The following is a 16,988-nucleotide window of genomic DNA, read 5'->3' as shown; positions in this document are numbered from 1 at the left end:
CTCGGCTCCTGCAAGAGGCCGGGGGGTTATTTCAGGTTACCGCTGAGAAACTGCTTCAACCGCTCGCTTTTCGGATTGCCCAGCACCTCATCCGGCGTGCCTTCTTCCTCCACCAGACCCTGGTGAAGAAACAGCACCTGGCTCGACACCTTGCGGGCGAAGCTCATTTCATGGGTGACCATGATCATGGTCCGGCCTTCTTCGGCCAGGCCCTGGATCACCTTGAGCACTTCGCCCACCAGTTCCGGGTCAAGGGCCGAGGTCGGTTCGTCGAACAGCATGACTTCCGGCTCCATGGCCAGGGCCCGAGCTATGGCCACGCGCTGTTGCTGACCGCCGGAGAGGAACGCCGGGTATTGATCGGCGACCCGGGCGGCCAGGCCGACCTTGTCCAGGTAACGGCGGGCACGATCCTCTGCGTCTTTCTTGCTGACACCCAGCACCCGACGCGGGGCCATGGTGATGTTTTCCAGCACCGTCATGTGGCTCCACAGGTTGAAGTGCTGGAACACCATCGCCAGACGGGTGCGGATCCGTTGCAGTTCGGCCTCGTCGGCTACACGCATGCCATGCCGGTCTTTGATCATGCGGATCGACTGGCCGTCCAGGCTCATGGCACCGTCGTTGGGTTGCTCAAGAAAGTTGATGCAGCGCAAAAAGGTACTTTTGCCCGAGCCGCTGGCGCCGATCAAGCTGATCACATCACCGGTTTTGGCTTTCAGCGAGACGCCTTTGAGCACTTCATTGTCGCCATAGCATTTATGCAGGCCTTCAATGGTCAGTTTGTACATGGGGGCATGCATCCTTAAGGCGAAAGTAGGTAGCCGCTGCGATAGGCTTCGCGGCCAGCGACATGGGCGATCACCATGCCAGCGGTGGCCATGCGCCGCAACGAGCGGGCGTAAAGCAGCCCGGCGTTGTTGCAATGAATGGGCGTGACGCGGTCGTTGATCGGGTCGATGATCTCGGCGACCAGTTGCCCTGCCTCAAGGAACTCACCCGGCAGCGCGGCAAACACCAACAGACCGCCGACGGGTGTTGTTACTGGCTCGACGCCTGCCAGCGGAGTGGCCGGGTAGGGCAGCTCTGGCAGAGGCGCCGGTTCGCCGGCGATGGCGCCGAATTGCGTCAGGTAGTCGATAAGTGCCTGGCAATCCAGGCTGGCCAGCCCGTGATTGACATCACCCTGACCGCGCAGCTCGACGGTGACTGAAAAACTGCCCAGCGGAATCTCGAAATGCTCAGCGAAGCGTTCTTGCAGCTGCCACCAGAGCAGGGTGAAGCATTCATCGAAGGACTGCCCGCCCGAGTCGGTGGCCAGCAGGCAAGCTTGGGCGCCGATGTAGCGCGCCAACGGTTCGACCTGCGGCCAGGCTTCAGGAGTGGTGTACAGGTGGGCGACGGCTTCGAAATCGCAATGCAGGTCCAGCACCATGTCAGCATCGCAAGCCAGTCGTTGCAGGGTCAGGCGTTGGGATTGCAATTGAGTGCTGGCGGTTTGCCGGGCCAAAGCCTTGCGCAGACTGGTGCGAACCAGCCTGATGTTATGGTGAGGGTCATCGCTGAGCTGGCCTTCGATTTCGTTACCGACTTCTTCACTCAGGTCGACGAACCAGCGGTTGAAGTTCTGTCCGCTTTCCAGCTCATAGCGGCCCATCGGCACGTCCATCAGTACTTGCTCCAGGCCGACCGGGTTGGCCACAGGCACCAACACGATTTCGCTGCGCAGGCGGCCTTGAGCTTCCAGTTCGGCCAGGCGCAGCTTGAGGTGCCAGGCCACCAGCATGCCTGGCAGTTCGTCCGCGTGAAGAGACGACTGGATGTAGATCTTGCCTTCGGCCTGCTGCGGGCCGAAGTGGAAACTGTGAATCTGTCGTGCTGTGCCCGGCAGCGGGGCAAGCAAGTCATGAATCTGGTGGCGCATTGGCTCTTGTTTCCTGAAACAGAAGTCCTAGTGGGTCGGCCCGAGGAAGGCCAGCCATCGGCGTTCGGCGAGGCGGAACAAACCGACCAGCGCAAAGGTGACGCTCAGGTAGATCAGCGCGGCAATGCCGAACGATTGAAAGGTCAAAAAGGTCGCCGAGTTGGCGTCCCGCGCAATTTTCAATACATCCGGAACGGTCGCGGTAAAGGCCACGGTAGTCGAGTGCAGCATCAGGATCACTTCGTTGCTGTAGTAGGGCAACGAGCGGCGCAGGGCCGAGGGCATGATCACATAGGCATACAGTTTCCAGCCGCTCAGGCCATAGGCTTTGGCCGCTTCTACTTCACCGTGGGCCATGCTGCGAATCGCCCCGGCAAAAATCTCCGTGGTGTAGGCGCAGGTATTGAGGGCAAAGGCCAGGATGGTGCAGTTCATCGCATCGCGAAAGAACGCATCGAGCACCGGCTGCGCACGCACTGCGGCGAGGCTGTAGATCCCGGTGTAGCAGATCAGCAGCTGGATATAGAGCGGCGTACCGCGGAACAGATAGGTGTAGAACTGCACCGGCCAGCGGACGTAAAGCTTGGGTGAAACCCGGGCGATGGACAGTGGGATCGACACCAGGAAACCAATGAAGATCGAGGCGCTGAGCAGCCACATCGTCATGGCCAAGCCGGTGATGTGGTAGCCGTCGCTATAGAGAAAGGGCTTCCAGTAATCCTGCAGGAGTTCGATCATCGCACGGCCTCCCGGGAGCCCGCCGCGTAACGCCGTTCGAGCCAGCGCAGGACGACGTTCGAAGCGCTGGTTATCAGCAAATAAATCAGTGCCGCCAGCACCAGGAAGTAGAACAGTTGATAGGTGCTTTTGCCGGCATCCTGAGCCGCCTTGACCAGGTCGGCGAGGCCGATGATCGACACCAGCGCGGTGGCCTTGAGCATCACCATCCAGTTATTGCCGATACCCGGCAGGGCGAAGCGCATCATTTGCGGGAACACCACGTAGCGAAAGCGCTGGCCGCGTTTCAAGCCGTAGGCGGTTGCGGCTTCCATCTGCCCGCGCGGCACGGCGAGAATCGCGCCGCGGAAGGTCTCGGTGAAGTACGCACCGTAGATGAAGCCCAGGGTAATGACCCCGGCGCTGAACGGATTGATCTCGATGTATTCCCAGTCCAGCGCTACGGTGAGACTGGTCAGCCAGGTTTGCAGGCTGTAGAAAATCAGCAGCATCAGCACCAGGTCCGGCACTCCGCGAATCAGCGTGGTGTAGAACTGCGCCGGAATCCGCAACAGCTTGACGCTTGAAAGCTTGGCACTGGCGCCGATCAGGCCGAGCAGAACGCTCACCAGCAGCGACAACACCGATAATTTGATGGTCATCCAGGTGCCTTGCAACAGCAGGGGGCCGAAACCCTTCAGGCTGAAGGCGGAAAGCCCAAGGGTCTGCAACAGTTCTTCGAACATGGATCCAGCCTTTGACAGTCAGAAAAGCGCCCACCTTTTCGAGGTGGGCGCCGGGCATTATTTGCCGCTGTACAGATTCATATCGCCGAAGTGTTTCTTCTGAATGGTGGCGTAGGTGCCATCGTCGTGTAACGCTTTGATACCTTTATCGAGTAGAGCCTTGAGCTCTTTGTTACCTTTCGAGATACCGACAGCAGTTTTGGATGGCAACAAAGGATCGTTGACCGGCTTGCTGACTTCGTAGTTAGCACCTTGTGGCGACTTCAAAAAGCCCAATTCAGCTTGCAGCATGTCCTGGATCGAGGCATCGAGACGGCCAGATGTCAAGTCAGCATAGACCTGGTCCTGGTTGGCATAGGCCTGAGTGGTGACGCCAGCCTTGTCCAGCACAGCCTTGGCGTAGGCTTCCTGGATGGTGCCTTGCTCGTAGCCGACCTTTTTGCCTTTGAGCGAGGCAACATCGGAGATGCCAGAGCCTTTCTTGTACACCAGTGCGGTAGGGCCGGAGAACAGCTCACTGGAGAAATCGATGACTTTCTCGCGGGCCTCGGTAACGGTCATCGACGAGATCACACCGTCGAATTTATTGGCTTTAAGGCCAGGGACCATGCCGTCGAAATCGCTTTCGACCCATTTGCACTTAACCTTCAGTTCGGCGCAGATCGCATTGCCCAGATCGATATCAAAGCCCACCAGGCTACCGTCAGCCGCTTTGGACTCGAACGGCGCGTAGGAAGGGTCAACACCAAAACGCAGCTCTTTGTATTCTTTGGCCAGCGCGGAGCCGGCAGCCATGCACAACGCCAGTGCAGAAAGGGTCAGCAATGCTTTTTTCATTATTCAATCCCTAAAAACCAATATGAGCGCTTGTGGCGCATTAGTACTGTTACTGGAAAGCGTAAGACCTATTAAAAGTAGCAATTTCCGAACCATAGTCCCGAACAAGTGTTTTAAAAGGCCGTTTTCGGGGATAGAGGGGCAATGGTCGTGCCCGAAAACGGGCGCTGAAAATATTATGCACCATCGTGGTGCTTGAGCGCCTGAGCATCAGTTACATCCCTCCTCACCTTAGCCCTCTCCCAGAGGGAGAGGGATGGATCGTGTGAGCGCTAAATCCTTACTTGCCCGGCACCAATGTCAGCCGTGTATTGCCGTAGACCTTGTCGAAGTTCTGCGGCTGCATCGGGAAGCTCATGTATTGGCCCTTGAGCGACGAATCGATACCGTCGATGTAATGCGGGCTGGCCGGGTTACCGGATTGGCCGGTGCTGTTGAGGCCCATCATCGGTTCCGCCTGACCGAAATCGACGATGAAACGCATGGCCGGGATCAACGTGGTATTGAAGTCCTGTCCCCAATGGTAGGCGGCAGTGTTCAACGTGGTGTGATCGCCGCCCGCCGGCATTGGACCGCGCACGGTTTGGCCGCTGGCGTTTTTCCACTCGTAGCGGTGCAGTTTGCCCCACTGCCAGGCTTTGTGATCGGCGCCCATCTGGCTGTCACCGGCGGTCATCGCCGCCGCGAGGCTGCGGGCGAGGATAGTCGGTTTGTCTTCCTTTTGCGGCGTGCGGGTGTCGTCCCAGAATGGACTGTCTTCGCGACCGAGCAGGTGGTCGGCTTGAGCCGAGTAGGACAGATTGCCGTTGGCGACGAAGGCTTTCCAGACCGGGCTGGACTCCGGGCCCAATTCGTCGAGGAAGATTTGCTTGGTGCTCTCTTGCAGGAACAATTCGTAGATCGCCGCATCAGCCGAGGTCGGGCTGAGTTTGCCGTCGAACGCCATTAAGTGGCTGTAGGCCTCGCGAGCCTTGTTACGTTCAGCTTCGGGAAGCGCGTCGATGGCCTGTTTGAGCGGCTGGGACATGCCCGGCGCTTCGAACATCTTCTTCAGTTTGGCGGCGAAGGTGGTGGTCTGGTCGTACTGCATGGCGATCATACTGCGGGTGTCGTGCTTGCCGGCACCTGCCAGTTCGGCGATGCGTTCGCCGCGCTCCGGGTAGTACCAGGAGTTGGACAACTGCATGCCATAGCCGTGAGGAATGATCCGTTGGTTGGCGGTGCCGAGCCAGCCTTGAGCCGGGTTCTGGTCATAGGGATGCAGCATCGGGTCGGCATAACCGTCCCAGTCGTAGCGACCTTCCCAGCCTGGCGATGGCAGCAAACCCTCACCTTCGCGGCGGTTCGGGAAACGGCCGGTGACTTGCCAGCCGATATTGCTCGCATCGGCGAACACCATATTCAGGGCAATGGCGCGGATCTCACGGCTGGCGTCGGAGGCTTTTTCGACGTTCTGCGCACGGGACAAATCGAAGAACGCATCCAGGCTCTTGTCGTCCTTGAGGTCCGGCATTTGCAGCGCCAGGCCATAACCACTGCTCAGGGTCGTGCCTGGCGTGCTGTTGAGCAGCGGGCCGTGGCGGGTTTCGTACACGACTTCGCGAATCGGTCGCTGACCTTTGACGAAGTAGGTTTCGTTACGAACGATTGCCGGCTGCCATTTGCCACCGACTTCGTAATAGAGCGCATTGCCCTGGCGTTTGAGTTTTTCGAGGAACAGGTCCTGATTGTCACCCATGAGCATGGTCATGCTCCACGCGACCTTGCCGTTGAAACCGGCGATGATGGCCGGGATCCCGGCGACTGACACGCCAGCGGCCTGGTATTTCGGCGCGCGCAGCTGCACGTAATTCCACAGCGAGGGCACGGCGATCGGCAGCTGGCTGTCACTGGCGAGCAGGCTTTTACCACTGCGGCTGCGCTGTGGCGCGATAGCCCAGTTGCTTGAAGCCGTGACGCTCAGCAGGTTCAGGTCGGAGAGTTGACCGGTGACTTTGGTGATGTCGGCCAGGCCCGGGATTTGTCCGTCGAGGTTCAGGCCCTTGAGCTTTTCGGCTTCGGCGAAAGGCAGTGGTTCATCTGGATAGGATGGGGTCAGCCAGGCGAGCTTGTCGGCACCGACTTTCTGTGCCAGTACCAGCGAGGAAATTTCTTCCTGCAGGTTCGCCGATTGGCTGAAGTTCAGCAGGCAAAAGATCAGTGCCGAATCTTCCGGTTTCCAGTATTCGGGTTTGTAGCCTGAGGCGGCCAGGTCTGGCGGCAGTTTGTCGCGGTAGCGGAACAGGTAAGCATTGACGCCACGTGCATAGACTTCGAAGAAACGTTTGATACGCGGCGAAGCGGCGTTATAGAGCTCGCCGGCGCTTTTCTTCAGATTGACCGCACGCATGAAACGGTCGGCTTCCAGCACGTCGGGGCCGGACATCTCGGCCAGACGGCCCTGAGCCAGCAAGCGCATGGTAACCATCTGGGTGATGCGATCACTGGCGTGCACGTAACCCAGGGTGAACAGCGCGTCGTGGAAGCTGCTGCTCTCGATCAGCGGCATGCCCATGGCATTGCGGCGCACCGAAACGTTCTGCGCCAGCCCTTTGAGCGGCTGCACGCCAGAAGTGGGTGGCAGGGTGTCCTGAGTGTTCCAGGTCTGACAACCGGTCAGGCTTAGAACACCGGCCACTGCTGCGGCAACGCCGAGCCGGGGAAGGAAATGTGTGAAGGCTGGCGAGGCCATGGCAAAGCTCCTGCGGAGGGTAGTGCTGATAAAGGCGCTACGTTAGTGAGCAGGAGGATGCCGCGCAAGAAGGGCGCGGATCTTATTTCAAGATTTGTCTGATAAATGATCGTTCCCACGCTCCTGCGTGGGAACGATCCCGGTCCTCAGGATTTAGGTGGATTGATCCGCGCCGCAATAGCATACGCGCGCGCGGTCGCCGGGCGATCCTGGATGTGGTTGAACCAGCGCTGCACATTGGGGAAGTCTTCCAGGTTCTGGCTTTGCCACTTGTGCGAGACGATCCAGGGGTAGATTGCCATGTCGGCAATGCTGTATTCGGATCCGGCGACGAAGTTGCGGTCGGCCAGTTGCTTGTCGAGGACACCGTACAGCCGGGCGGTTTCGTCGATATAGCGCTTGATCGCGTAGGGGATTTTTTCCGGGGCGAACTGGCTGAAGTGATGATTCTGCCCGGCCATCGGCCCCAGACCGCCCATTTGCCAGAACAGCCATTGCAGGGTTTGCTGCCGACCGCGCAGGTCCTTGGGCAGGAACTTCCCGGTTTTTTCTGCCAGGTACAACAGAATCGCCCCAGACTCGAACAACGCCTGCGGAGCGCCGCCATCAGCAGGTTGCTGGTCGACAATGGCCGGAATCTTATTGTTAGGGGAGACTTTCAGGAATTCGGGTTTGAACTGCTCATCCTTGCTTATATTCACCGCATGCACGTTGTACGGCAGGCCGGCCTCTTCCAGAAACAGCGAGATTTTGTGGCCGTTGGGGGTGGTCCAGTAATACAGGTCGATCATGGAGTTCTCCAGGTGAGGGGTGTCTACGGACAGCAAACTCCGGCATTAGGTCGTCCTGTTTGCTTTCGATGGCTTGCCTGCAGGAGGAGGTGATGTTGAAGTGCGGGAATTTCAATGACCCCGCAGGAGAAAAGTCGGCATGGAGCTCAAGGCTAGCGCGGCGCTGATTCTGATCGATCAGCAAAAAGGCATTCATCACCCCAGGCTCGGGCGGCGCAACAACCCGCACGCCGAGGACCGGATGGCTGAGTTGCTGGCTCATTGGCGCTGTACTGCGCGGCCGGTGATTCATGTACAACATTTGTCCCGTTCACCAGACTCGGTGTTCTGGCCGGAGCAGTCAGGTGTCGAGTTTCAGGAGCGATTTGTGCCATTGCCAGGCGAACAGTTGATCCAGAAACAAGTGCCGGATGCGTTTTGCGGGACGGCTTTAGAGACGGTCTTGCGTGAGGCAGGGATAGAACAACTGATCATTGTCGGTGTGGCGACCCATAATTCGGTCGAGTCCACTGCGCGCACGGCTGGCAATCTGGGGTTTCAAACCTGGGTCGTGGAAGACGCGTGTTACACCTTCGACAAGGCCGATTATTTTGGCAAGGTGCATTCAGCCGAGCAAGTGCATGCAATGTCGCTGGGCAATCTGCATGGCGAGTACGCCACCGTCGTCAGCGTGGCGCAGATCCTGTAGGAGCGAGCTTGCTCGCGATGAACGATGACGCTGTAAGCCTGATACACCGCGGCGGCTCTGTCGCGGGCAAGCCCTGCTCCTGTGTGACAGAGATTCCTGTATGGGCTTGCTCGCGATGGCGATTTAACAAACGAAGAAAGTATCCGCCCGGAGCATCAAGCGCCGTGGCATTTCTTGAATTTTTTGCTGCTGCCACATGGGCAAGGGTCGTTGCGGCCGACGTCTTTCAACGCATTGCGCACAGGCTCCTGGTGGGCGTGACCGCAATTGGGGCCGTGAACATGACCATGGTCGTGATCATGGTGGTCGTGGTGATCATGATCGTGGTTGCAGTCAGGGCCATGGACATGGGGTTCTTGGGTCATTGAGGTCACTCCGGAATAAAATCGGCGGGAATTATCTCGCCATTACGCGCCAGGTGCACGTCATAGCCGATGAATAATCCGGTTTCCAGTTCACCTTCCAGCCGATAAGGGATGGGGCGCTCCGGTTTTCGCAGGAGTTTTACCACCTCGCGCACCTGCGGCCAGAGGTTGGTGCGGATCGGAACCTTGAAATAGCCGCTGCTTTTCGGCTCCACGGTGAACCACTCTGAATACTCACCGTCGGCCAGGAGAATCTGGCCCAAGTGAATCCGGTAAACCAGGCCGCGCACAATCAGGCTGGAGTCGTTGGGGTTGTCAATGCGAAAGTGCAGACGAAATTTTTGCTCTAGAAGCTTGGCCCTGACCACTTCAACCTTGATCAGGTGAACCTGAGGATCGAGCCTGTCGTCGCTAAACCAGGATGCGCAGCCGGAAAGCGTCAGCACCATGAGCAGACCAATTGTCCTTATTGTTCGAAACTCAGTGACCATGAAATTACTCCCTGTGAGACCCCAGTCCAGCAATCGGTGCGGCGGGGTTGGGGGGTGGTCCACTTTGAAACTTAGCTGACTGTGTAACTTGAACAGCACTTCTTGAATTTCTGACCGCTGGCGCAGGGACAAGCGTCGTTGCGCCCGGCCTTGAGCTGCACGGTGGGGTCGATGAAGTACCAGTGGCCGCTGTTCTGCACGAACGAGGAGCGTTCGCGGTGGCTGTGTTCACCGGTGCTGTCGTGCCAGCGCGCGGTAAAGGTCACGAAAGCGTGTTCGGGTTGGCCACCAAATACCTCGGAGCTTTCCACGTCTAAACCCAACCAGGTGCTTTGGGCGCTCCAGTCACTGATCGATTGACGATCCAGGCCTGCCTGCTGCGCGGGCAGGGTGGTCGCTACCAGATAGTCCACCAGGCCCAGTACATAAGCGCTGTAGCGCGAGCGCATCAAGGCCTCGGCGCAGGGGGCGGGGTGGCCTGCATGATAATGGCCGCAGCAGGCATCCAGCAGGTTGCCGCTACCGCACGGACAAATCGAGGTACTCATCGCATTACCACCAATATTTGCCGAAATTTTCCGGATTGGCCCAGAACCGGGCATTCAGCCAGTCGGGCACTTGTTTGTATTCAAGCAGATCGTAGGTGAACAGAGTCAGCACCTGCTCGTTGCGCTGGAAGCGTTCGCTGGCTTGCAGCGCCAGGGAGAAAAAGTCGGTTTCCTGCCAGCCACAAGCTGAAAGATCCGCCAGTACGGCGATGCGGCTGGCATTGAGGTTGCGAATCCCGCCAAGCAGATTCAGGCCATCGCGCTTGGGCAAATGCTCCAGGCAATCGACTGCCAGTGCCAGGTCGAAGCGGCGCGCCGCCAGTTCTGCTGGCAGAGGGCCGGGCGCGGCTTGTGCCACACACGTGTCCGGATGCGCCAGCCGGAATGCTTCCAGCGCCGGGAAATCGCTGGCGCCGATCAGTAACAGATGCTGCGGCGCATAGCGATCGAGCAAAGCGGCAAGGGCTTGCTGGGGTGTGCGCGAAGAAATACCTGCGGTCATCGAAGATCCTCAATCAGAACTGCAAAGACTAGCGCGCCCGAACGCCGGGGCCTAGTGGCCTGTGTGGTTAGTTCTGTCAGTCAACTTCGGCGCCACAAGCCCCAATCCTGCGTTGCTGTTCCTCGTCTGGCCGCCGGCCTCCTGCGTTCAGGAAGAATTTTCATCGCCCTCTGGCTTATCCTTCGTGGAAGTCGGTACTGTGCACGCAAAGAATAATTCACAACGGGGGAGCGTATGAAGGTGTTATGGGGGCTGGGGAAATTTTTGACCTTGCTGTTCTGGCTCGTGGTGGTGGTCAACCTGCTCAACCCATTGATCAAACCGTTCCATCTATTGGTCAATCTGGCCGGTAGCCTGTTGCTGCTGACGCATCTTCTGGAACTGGTGCTGTTCAATGGCAGCCTGAAAGGTCGTGTCCATCCCTGGCGTGATCGCTTACAGATTCTGCTGGTTGGCATTTTTCATCTGCAAACCGTCCCGGCTCCGGCCAGCCTGGAGGCCAATCATGCGTAATCTCTGTCTGCTGGCCGCTTTGGTCAGCCCTCTGACCTATGCCCAAGTGGTAACGGTCGAAACCAATACCATGATGCGTTTGCCGAACACCACCAGTGCCCTGCAACTGGAGCGGCTGGATGTCGCCGATTACGGCACCCTGCTGATTCCCTCCAACGTGACCGAAGTGACGGTCGGCGAACTGCATCTGGGACGCGAAGCGCGAATCGCCATCGTACCCGGTGAGCAAAGCCTGCAGTTGAAGGTCAGCCATGCCCAATTGGGCAGTGGCAGCCAGATTACATCCCGTGGTGCGCCGGGTACTTACCTTAAGGCAGCCAAGCCTGGGCGTAACCTCAATCTGCGGATCAACTCGCTGAATGCTCAAGAGTTGTCAGTGGATGCGCGCGGCGGTGCCGGTGCGCCGGGTTACTTCGGCCTGGATGGCGCCAATGGTCAGGCCCCTGGTTGTGCCTGGGGGCAGGCCGGTCGCGGCGCCGATGGCGATAACGGCGGCGATGGTCATCCCGGGGCCGCCGGTGCGCAAGTACGCGTGGAGTTGCCCAAGGACTATCCGGGTGCGCAGATCAAGGTCCTGGTCGACGGTGGCGCCGGAGGATTGGCCGGCGCCGCTGGCAAGCCAGGCGCGGGCGGCAAGTCCAAAGGCTGCTTTGTTTACCGGACCGATGGCGGTCAGAGCGGACGTCCCGGCGTTGAAGGCCAACCAGGGCCTGCCGGTAACGCGGGATCGGTAACGGTGCAGCGGTTGTAGCGATGTTATTGAGAATCTGATCGTTCCCTCACTCTGCGTGGGAACGATCAAAGCAGAGATTGTGTTGGTCTTAAAACGTCGGCCTTGCCGACGCTACCGCCACCAGCAGCAACCCAATAATCAAATTGATCCCCACCAAACGGCGAATCCTTCCCAGGGTTGCAGCCCCCATCGGCCAATCTTCGGCCAACACCGCTTTACGCAGTTCCGGCAGCTGCAATGCCTGGATGCGGATAAACAGCGCCGTCATGACCAGGTACAAGCCCATCATCACCTGCACATAACGCGGTGCGGTTTCAAAGCCGTTGAAACGCAAGTGGATCAGGCCAACACCGCTGATCGGCAAAAGTACTACCGCGACCCAGACCCACACAAAAAAACGTTGAAACACTTCTACCCACAGCTTCAATCGCGCTGGACCTTCAAGTGCCGCTATTGCGGCGGGGCGCAGGACTATCCAGGCGAAAAACATGCCGCCGACCCAGACCAGGGCCGTCAATACATGCAGGGTGTAGACAAGGGCAAAGGGTGTCATTGTGGTACTCCGTTCTGCGCAGGATGAATTAGCGGGTTATGATAGCGGCCGATTCGAACCACTGAAAATTTATCCAGCGTTTCCCGCGCCCCGAAGACCATGATCAGCAACGAACTCAAATCCCAGATCCAGGGCGCTTACTCGCGTTTTCTCGAAGCCAAGAGCCTCAAGCCGCGTTATGGCCAGCGCCTGATGATCGCCGAAATTGCCAAAGTCCTCGGCGACATCGATACCGATGACGAAGGCCGGCGCAGTGGCGACCCCGCAGTCGTGGCCGTCGAGGCTGGCACCGGTACCGGGAAAACCGTGGCCTACAGCCTGGCTGCGATTCCTGCCGCCAAGGCCGCGGGCAAACGCCTGGTGATTGCCACCGCGACCGTCGCGTTGCAAGAGCAGATCGTCTACAAGGATTTGCCGGACCTGATGCGCAACAGCGGGCTTAACTTCACCTTCGCCCTGGCCAAGGGGCGGGGCCGCTACATGTGTCTGTCCAAGCTCGACATGTTGCTGCAGGAAGGCCATGCGCAAACTGCCACGGCGCAGCTTTTCGAGGAAGAAGGCTTCAAGATCGAGGTCGATGAGGCCAGTCAGAAGCTGTTCACCAGCATGATCGAAAAGCTCGCCGGCAATAAATGGGACGGTGATCGAGACAGCTGGCCCACCGCTCTGGAAGATCAGGACTGGGCGCGGCTGACCACCGATCACAGCCAGTGCACCAATCGTCATTGCCCGAACTTCGGCCAGTGCGCCTTTTACAAGGCCCGCGAAGGCATGGGCAAGGTCGATGTGATCGTCACCAACCACGATATGGTGCTGGCCGATCTGGCCCTGGGCGGCGGTGCAGTGCTGCCGGATCCGCGCGACACGGTCTACGTGTTCGACGAAGGTCACCACCTGCCAGACAAGGCCATCGGCCACTTCGCCCATTACACCCGTCTGCGCTCCACGGCTGACTGGCTGGAGCAGACCGCCAAGAATCTCACCAAGCTGCTGGCCCAGCATCCACTGCCTGGCGACCTGGGCAAACTGATCGAGCAGGTGCCGGAATTGGCGCGCGAGATCAAGACACAGCAACAGTTCATGTTCACTGCCTGCGAGCAAGTGGCCGACTTCAAACCCGGCGAAGACGTGGAAGGTCGCGAACGGCCACGCCATCGTTTCGTCGCTGGAGTCATCCCCGAGCACATGCGTGAAATGGGTATCGAGCTGAAGAAGGGTTTTGCGCGCCTGACCGACGTTTTCACCCGGCTCACCGAGTTGCTTAAAGAGGGTATGGATGGCGAGGTCAACATCGGTATCGCCAGTAATCAGGCGGAAGAATGGTACCCATTGTTCGGTAGTTTGCTGTCCCGATCCCAAGGCAATTGGGAGCTGTGGACAGCATTCACTGTCGAAGACCCGGATGACAACCCGCCGATGGCCCGTTGGCTGACCCTGGCCGAAAGCGGCTCGTTGTTCGATATCGAGGTCAACGCAAGCCCCATCCTTGCGGCAGAAATGCTCCGGCGCAACCTGTGGAACGTCGCCTACGGCGCGTTGGTGACCTCGGCCACCTTGACCGCGCTGGGTACTTTCGATCGCTTCCGCATGCGTGCCGGTTTGCCGAAAAAAGCCGTGACGGCGGTGGTGCCAAGCCCCTTCCATCATGCCGACGCCGGGGTGCTGCGAGTTCCGGACCTGCGCGCCGACCCTCGGGACGCCCCTGCACACACGGCGGCTATCATCCGCGATCTGCCGGCCCTGGTCGAAGGCTCGCGTGGCACCCTGGTGCTGTTCTCGTCGCGTAAACAGATGCAGGACGTGTTCGACGGCCTGGACCGCGACTGGCGTAAACAAGTGTTCATTCAAGGCAACCTGTCGAAGCAGGAAACCCTGAACAAGCACAAGGCGCGGGTTGATGGCGGCGATTCCAGCGTGCTGTTCGGGCTCGCCAGTTTCGCCGAGGGTGTGGACTTGCCCGGGGCCTATTGCGAGCACGTGGTGATTGCCAAGATCCCGTTCTCGGTGCCGGATGATCCGGTCGAAGCGGCGCTGGCCGAATGGATCGAGGCTCGGGGCGGCAATCCCTTCATGGAAATTTCCGTACCCGACGCTTCGCTGAAGTTGGTCCAGGCCTGCGGCCGGCTGCTGCGTACCGAGGAAGATCGCGGCACCATCACCTTGCTCGACCGACGACTGGTCACGCAACGCTACGGTAAAGCGATTCTCAATGCGCTGCCGCCGTTCCGCCGGGAAATTTCTTGAGGCACGGTGGTTGAAAACGCCCGCCGCGTTGTCTATCTCGTGTCACTGATTCCACACAGGCCATTCACTGGTCGTTAGGGAGAACCTCGTTCCTATGATTCGCCGCTCGCTGCCCGCCATTTTTGCTCTGTTGTTCGCTGCGCCGCTGCTGGCTGCGCCCGCCGGACAACAGACGCTGTTCAACTTTGTCCGCCCCGCCGACGTGGTGCAGGTGGCGACTGAAGATGCCAGCCTGCCGCAATCCAATGCGGAGCAAACGGCTGAAGGCGAAGTGCTGCGCCGGGTGACCTTCAACCCGGCTGCTCGGCCGAGCCTGCGCCTGACACCGCAAACCGGTGCCTGGGACTGGTCACAGTCGAGCGTCGTGAGCTTGCGGATCCAGAGCGCCATGAACTGGGCGCTGACCCTCTACGTGAAAATCCAGAGTAACGACGGCAAGACCCTGGTCAGCCGCATCGACTTGCCGGCTGGCCCGGCACAAACCCTGTTAGTGCCATTGCAGGCCAGCTCCCCACTGAGCCAGGGCATGAAAGCCGGGCCACCGATGCCGATGACGATCGATGGCCAGCGGGTCTTGCTCGCCAGCAGTGAAGGCGAGCTGGATCGTAGCCAGGTAGTGTCGGTCACGCTGTCGATGGATAAGCCGAAAGTAGCGCAGAGCATCATGCTCGAGCGTTTTGGCGTGCAGGACAGTGATGCAATGGTCAAGGCTGCCTACGGCTCGCTGGTCGACGCTTATGGTCAGTTCACTCGGGCCAAATGGCCGGAGAAAGTCAGCAGCGATGAGCAATTGAAAGCCGCTGCCGGCAAAGAGCAACAGCAGCTCAAAACCTGGCTTGCCGAGCGCGAGCGCTCGTCCCTGGATACATTCGGTGGCTGGAACAAAGGCCCTGCGTTCAACGCGAGCGGCTTTTTCCGCACCGAAAAACGTGATGGACGCTGGTATCTGGTGACCCCGGAAGGTCACCCGTTCTATTCCCTGGGAGTCAACGCGGTCACCGCCGATACCAACCAGACGTATGTTGCCGGACGTGAATGGATGTTCGGCGCGCTGCCCAACGCCGATGAGCCATTGGCCAGCTACTACGGTGAAGGTGATAACCGGGGGGGTAACGGTGCCGACAAGGGCCGTGGGTTCAATGCCGGTCGCTGGTATGACTTCTATGGCGCCAATCTTCAGCGTACTTACGGTCAGCCCTGCGCTGTCACTCGTGAGACCAAGGCTGGGGGCGCAGCAGCCGCCAAAGTGGACGCGGTAGAAAAAACTGCCGAAGAAAACACGGTCGAGAAGCCGGTCAGCGTGCCGTGCGTGCCCCAGACCCTCGACGAGAAACGCTGGGCCAGCCACACCCTTGATCGCCTGCGGGCCTGGGGGTTCAACACCATCGGCAACTGGAGCGCCCCGACGCTGGGCCTCAGTGAACGTGTGCCCTACACCCTGCCGTTGTCGATTGTTGGCGACTACGCCAGCATCAGTACCGGCACCGACTGGTGGGGCGCAATGCCAGACCCGTTCGATCCGCGTTTTGCCATGGCCACCGAACGTGCTGTGGCCATTGCTGCCCGCGATCACCGGGATGACCCGTGGCTGATTGGCTATTTTGCCGATAACGAGCTGGCCTGGGCCGGTCCCGGCAATGATCCCAAGGCCCGTTATGCGTTGGCTTACGGCACCTTGCGCATGACCACCGACGTGCCGGCCAAACGTGCGTTCCTCAAGCAATTGCGCGACAAATACCGCAATCAGGCGGGCTTGTCGAAAGCCTGGGGTATCGATCTGCCGGCTTGGGAATTGATGGAAGACCCGGGCTTCGAACCGCCGTTGCCAAGCCCGGAACACCCGGAAATCGAAGCTGACTTCAAATACTTCCAGAAAGTCTTCGCTGATACCTACTTCAAGACCATTTCCGACTCGCTGAAGTGGCATGCACCGAATCATCTGTTGCTGGGTGGCCGTTTTGCCATCAGCACTCCGGAAGCCGTTGAATCCTGCGCGCAGTATTGCGACGTATTGAGCTTCAACATGTACACGCTGCAACCCCAGGACGGTTATGACTTCGCTGCATTGCGTGCTCTGGACAAGCCGGTGCTGATCACCGAATTCAACTTCGGTTCGCGGGATCGCGGTCCGTTCTGGGGGGGCGTGACGGAACTTGCGAAAGAAGAGGATCGAGGTCCGGCCTATGCCAATTTCCTCAAACAAGCAGTGTCCGAGCCATCGATTGTCGGTGTGCACTGGTTCCAGTACCTCGATCAACCGGTGACCGGCCGCCTGCAGGATGGTGAAAACGGCCATTTCGGGCTGGTAGGCATTACCGACATACCGTTTCAGGGCTTCGTCGACAGCGTGCGCAAGAGCAACCTGCAGGCGGTCGATCAACTGGGTAAAGAGGCCGAGAAGGCCAAAGCCGATGCCGATAAGGCAGCGTCCCATGAAGGCGAAGGCAGCAAGAAAGGCAACAAGGGCAAAGGTGCGGGGCAGGGAGGGCACAGCGGTGGGCATTCCGGGAATGGTCAATAACGGCGGAGGTCTACCTGCGAGATGGCGTCCTGACCGACGCTGCAGATTTCAAATCCAGCTCGTATAAGGGCGATCAGCCAGACT

At 59.2% G+C, this 16,988-nt stretch carries 17 protein-coding genes; 5 read left to right on the top strand and 12 right to left on the bottom strand.

Annotated features, from left to right (window positions below; translation table 11 throughout):
* Positions 1-26: 26 nt before the first annotated feature.
* The 7 genes from AC07W5_RS09645 to AC07W5_RS09615 all read right to left on the bottom strand — a co-directional run bounded on the left by AC07W5_RS09645 (position 27) and on the right by AC07W5_RS09615 (position 7,746).
* Positions 27-791 (bottom strand): ABC transporter ATP-binding protein, encoded by a 765-nt coding sequence (locus tag AC07W5_RS09645; protein WP_494992606.1) that lies wholly within the window; start codon positions 789-791, stop codon positions 27-29.
* A gap of 14 nt (positions 792-805) precedes the next feature.
* Positions 806-1,924, bottom strand: a complete 1,119-nt coding sequence (locus AC07W5_RS09640; RefSeq protein WP_494992607.1) for a succinylglutamate desuccinylase/aspartoacylase family protein — start codon at positions 1,922-1,924, stop codon at positions 806-808.
* A gap of 27 nt (positions 1,925-1,951) precedes the next feature.
* Complete coding sequence (locus AC07W5_RS09635; RefSeq protein ID WP_494992608.1) at positions 1,952-2,662, bottom strand: ABC transporter permease; 711 nt, start codon at positions 2,660-2,662, stop codon at positions 1,952-1,954.
* Positions 2,659-3,387, bottom strand: coding sequence for an ABC transporter permease (locus AC07W5_RS09630; protein WP_494992609.1), 729 nt, complete (start codon positions 3,385-3,387; stop codon positions 2,659-2,661). Before AC07W5_RS09630 ends, AC07W5_RS09635 begins: the two co-directional genes overlap by 4 nt.
* Before the next feature lie 57 nt (positions 3,388-3,444).
* Positions 3,445-4,224 carry a transporter substrate-binding domain-containing protein gene (locus AC07W5_RS09625; protein WP_494992610.1) on the bottom strand — a complete coding sequence of 260 codons (780 nt, stop codon included), beginning with the start codon at positions 4,222-4,224 and terminating at the stop codon, positions 3,445-3,447.
* 280 nt (positions 4,225-4,504) lie between these two features.
* A complete protein-coding gene (locus AC07W5_RS09620; protein ID WP_495010329.1) occupies positions 4,505-6,955 on the bottom strand; it encodes a penicillin acylase family protein in 2,451 nt (816 codons plus the stop codon).
* 146 nt (positions 6,956-7,101) lie between these two features.
* The gene (locus AC07W5_RS09615) at positions 7,102-7,746 is read right to left on the bottom strand and encodes a glutathione binding-like protein (RefSeq protein ID WP_494992612.1); all 645 of its coding nucleotides are present in this window, start codon (positions 7,744-7,746) and stop codon (positions 7,102-7,104) included.
* A 139-nt stretch (positions 7,747-7,885) separates the two neighbouring features.
* Here AC07W5_RS09615 and AC07W5_RS09610 point away from each other — a divergent pair, with 139 nt between their 5' ends.
* A complete protein-coding gene (locus AC07W5_RS09610; RefSeq protein ID WP_495023265.1) occupies positions 7,886-8,434 on the top strand; it encodes a cysteine hydrolase family protein in 549 nt (182 codons plus the stop codon).
* A gap of 155 nt (positions 8,435-8,589) precedes the next feature.
* Here AC07W5_RS09610 and AC07W5_RS09605 read toward each other — a convergent pair whose 3' ends face one another.
* The 4 genes from AC07W5_RS09605 to AC07W5_RS09590 all read right to left on the bottom strand — a co-directional run bounded on the left by AC07W5_RS09605 (position 8,590) and on the right by AC07W5_RS09590 (position 10,340).
* Positions 8,590-8,799, bottom strand: a complete 210-nt coding sequence (locus AC07W5_RS09605) for an SEC-C metal-binding domain-containing protein (protein WP_494992614.1) — start codon at positions 8,797-8,799, stop codon at positions 8,590-8,592.
* A gap of 5 nt (positions 8,800-8,804) precedes the next feature.
* Positions 8,805-9,290, bottom strand: coding sequence for an LEA/WHy family protein (locus AC07W5_RS09600; protein ID WP_494992615.1), 486 nt, complete (start codon positions 9,288-9,290; stop codon positions 8,805-8,807).
* 71 nt (positions 9,291-9,361) lie between these two features.
* Positions 9,362-9,838 (bottom strand): YchJ family protein, encoded by a 477-nt coding sequence (locus AC07W5_RS09595; RefSeq protein WP_494992774.1) that lies wholly within the window; start codon positions 9,836-9,838, stop codon positions 9,362-9,364.
* A gap of 4 nt (positions 9,839-9,842) precedes the next feature.
* Positions 9,843-10,340 carry a DUF6231 family protein gene (locus AC07W5_RS09590; protein WP_494992618.1) on the bottom strand — a complete coding sequence of 166 codons (498 nt, stop codon included), beginning with the start codon at positions 10,338-10,340 and terminating at the stop codon, positions 9,843-9,845.
* A 234-nt stretch (positions 10,341-10,574) separates the two neighbouring features.
* On the opposite strand from AC07W5_RS09590, the gene AC07W5_RS09585 reads away from it, so the two are divergent.
* On the top strand, positions 10,575-10,853 hold the full coding sequence (locus AC07W5_RS09585; RefSeq protein WP_494992619.1) for a DUF1145 domain-containing protein: 279 nt from the start codon (positions 10,575-10,577) through the stop codon (positions 10,851-10,853).
* Complete coding sequence (locus AC07W5_RS09580) at positions 10,846-11,604, top strand: collagen-like protein (protein WP_495023264.1); 759 nt, start codon at positions 10,846-10,848, stop codon at positions 11,602-11,604. The genes AC07W5_RS09585 and AC07W5_RS09580 overlap by 8 nt, the downstream gene beginning before the upstream one ends.
* Positions 11,605-11,674: 70 nt before the next feature.
* Here AC07W5_RS09580 and AC07W5_RS09575 read toward each other — a convergent pair whose 3' ends face one another.
* The gene (locus tag AC07W5_RS09575) at positions 11,675-12,139 is read right to left on the bottom strand and encodes a CopD family protein (RefSeq protein ID WP_494992621.1); all 465 of its coding nucleotides are present in this window, start codon (positions 12,137-12,139) and stop codon (positions 11,675-11,677) included.
* Between the two features lie 99 nt (positions 12,140-12,238).
* Here AC07W5_RS09575 and dinG point away from each other — a divergent pair, with 99 nt between their 5' ends.
* Both dinG and AC07W5_RS09565 read left to right on the top strand, forming a co-directional pair.
* Positions 12,239-14,383 carry an ATP-dependent DNA helicase DinG gene (gene dinG, locus AC07W5_RS09570; RefSeq protein WP_494992622.1) on the top strand — a complete coding sequence of 715 codons (2,145 nt, stop codon included), beginning with the start codon at positions 12,239-12,241 and terminating at the stop codon, positions 14,381-14,383.
* 94 nt (positions 14,384-14,477) lie between these two features.
* On the top strand, positions 14,478-16,904 hold the full coding sequence (locus AC07W5_RS09565) for a beta-agarase (protein ID WP_495023263.1): 2,427 nt from the start codon (positions 14,478-14,480) through the stop codon (positions 16,902-16,904).
* Positions 16,905-16,988: the final 84 nt, after the last annotated feature.

It is taken from the genome of Pseudomonas sp. GW821-FHT01E05 (assembly GCF_059422425.1).
This window is presented reverse-complemented; position numbering and strand designations above follow the sequence as displayed.

What these genes read in the sequence shown, in the direction of transcription:
- AC07W5_RS09645 (WP_494992606.1), bottom strand. Translation starts at nt 791, where the DNA reads ATGTACAAACTGACCATTGAAGGCCTGCATAAATGCTATGGCGACAAT.
- AC07W5_RS09640 (WP_494992607.1), bottom strand. Translation starts at nt 1,924, where the DNA reads ATGCGCCACCAGATTCATGACTTGCTTGCCCCGCTGCCGGGCACAGCA.
- AC07W5_RS09635 (WP_494992608.1), bottom strand. Translation starts at nt 2,662, where the DNA reads ATGATCGAACTCCTGCAGGATTACTGGAAGCCCTTTCTCTATAGCGAC.
- AC07W5_RS09630 (WP_494992609.1), bottom strand. Translation starts at nt 3,387, where the DNA reads ATGTTCGAAGAACTGTTGCAGACCCTTGGGCTTTCCGCCTTCAGCCTG.
- AC07W5_RS09625 (WP_494992610.1), bottom strand. Translation starts at nt 4,224, where the DNA reads ATGAAAAAAGCATTGCTGACCCTTTCTGCACTGGCGTTGTGCATGGCT.
- AC07W5_RS09620 (WP_495010329.1), bottom strand. Translation starts at nt 6,955, where the DNA reads ATGGCCTCGCCAGCCTTCACACATTTCCTTCCCCGGCTCGGCGTTGCC.
- AC07W5_RS09615 (WP_494992612.1), bottom strand. Translation starts at nt 7,746, where the DNA reads ATGATCGACCTGTATTACTGGACCACCCCCAACGGCCACAAAATCTCG.
- AC07W5_RS09610 (WP_495023265.1), top strand. Translation starts at nt 7,886, where the DNA reads ATGGAGCTCAAGGCTAGCGCGGCGCTGATTCTGATCGATCAGCAAAAA.
- AC07W5_RS09605 (WP_494992614.1), bottom strand. Translation starts at nt 8,799, where the DNA reads ATGACCCAAGAACCCCATGTCCATGGCCCTGACTGCAACCACGATCAT.
- AC07W5_RS09600 (WP_494992615.1), bottom strand. Translation starts at nt 9,290, where the DNA reads ATGGTCACTGAGTTTCGAACAATAAGGACAATTGGTCTGCTCATGGTG.
- AC07W5_RS09595 (WP_494992774.1), bottom strand. Translation starts at nt 9,838, where the DNA reads ATGAGTACCTCGATTTGTCCGTGCGGTAGCGGCAACCTGCTGGATGCC.
- AC07W5_RS09590 (WP_494992618.1), bottom strand. Translation starts at nt 10,340, where the DNA reads ATGACCGCAGGTATTTCTTCGCGCACACCCCAGCAAGCCCTTGCCGCT.
- AC07W5_RS09585 (WP_494992619.1), top strand. Translation starts at nt 10,575, where the DNA reads ATGAAGGTGTTATGGGGGCTGGGGAAATTTTTGACCTTGCTGTTCTGG.
- AC07W5_RS09580 (WP_495023264.1), top strand. Translation starts at nt 10,846, where the DNA reads ATGCGTAATCTCTGTCTGCTGGCCGCTTTGGTCAGCCCTCTGACCTAT.
- AC07W5_RS09575 (WP_494992621.1), bottom strand. Translation starts at nt 12,139, where the DNA reads ATGACACCCTTTGCCCTTGTCTACACCCTGCATGTATTGACGGCCCTG.
- dinG (WP_494992622.1), top strand. Translation starts at nt 12,239, where the DNA reads ATGATCAGCAACGAACTCAAATCCCAGATCCAGGGCGCTTACTCGCGT.
- AC07W5_RS09565 (WP_495023263.1), top strand. Translation starts at nt 14,478, where the DNA reads ATGATTCGCCGCTCGCTGCCCGCCATTTTTGCTCTGTTGTTCGCTGCG.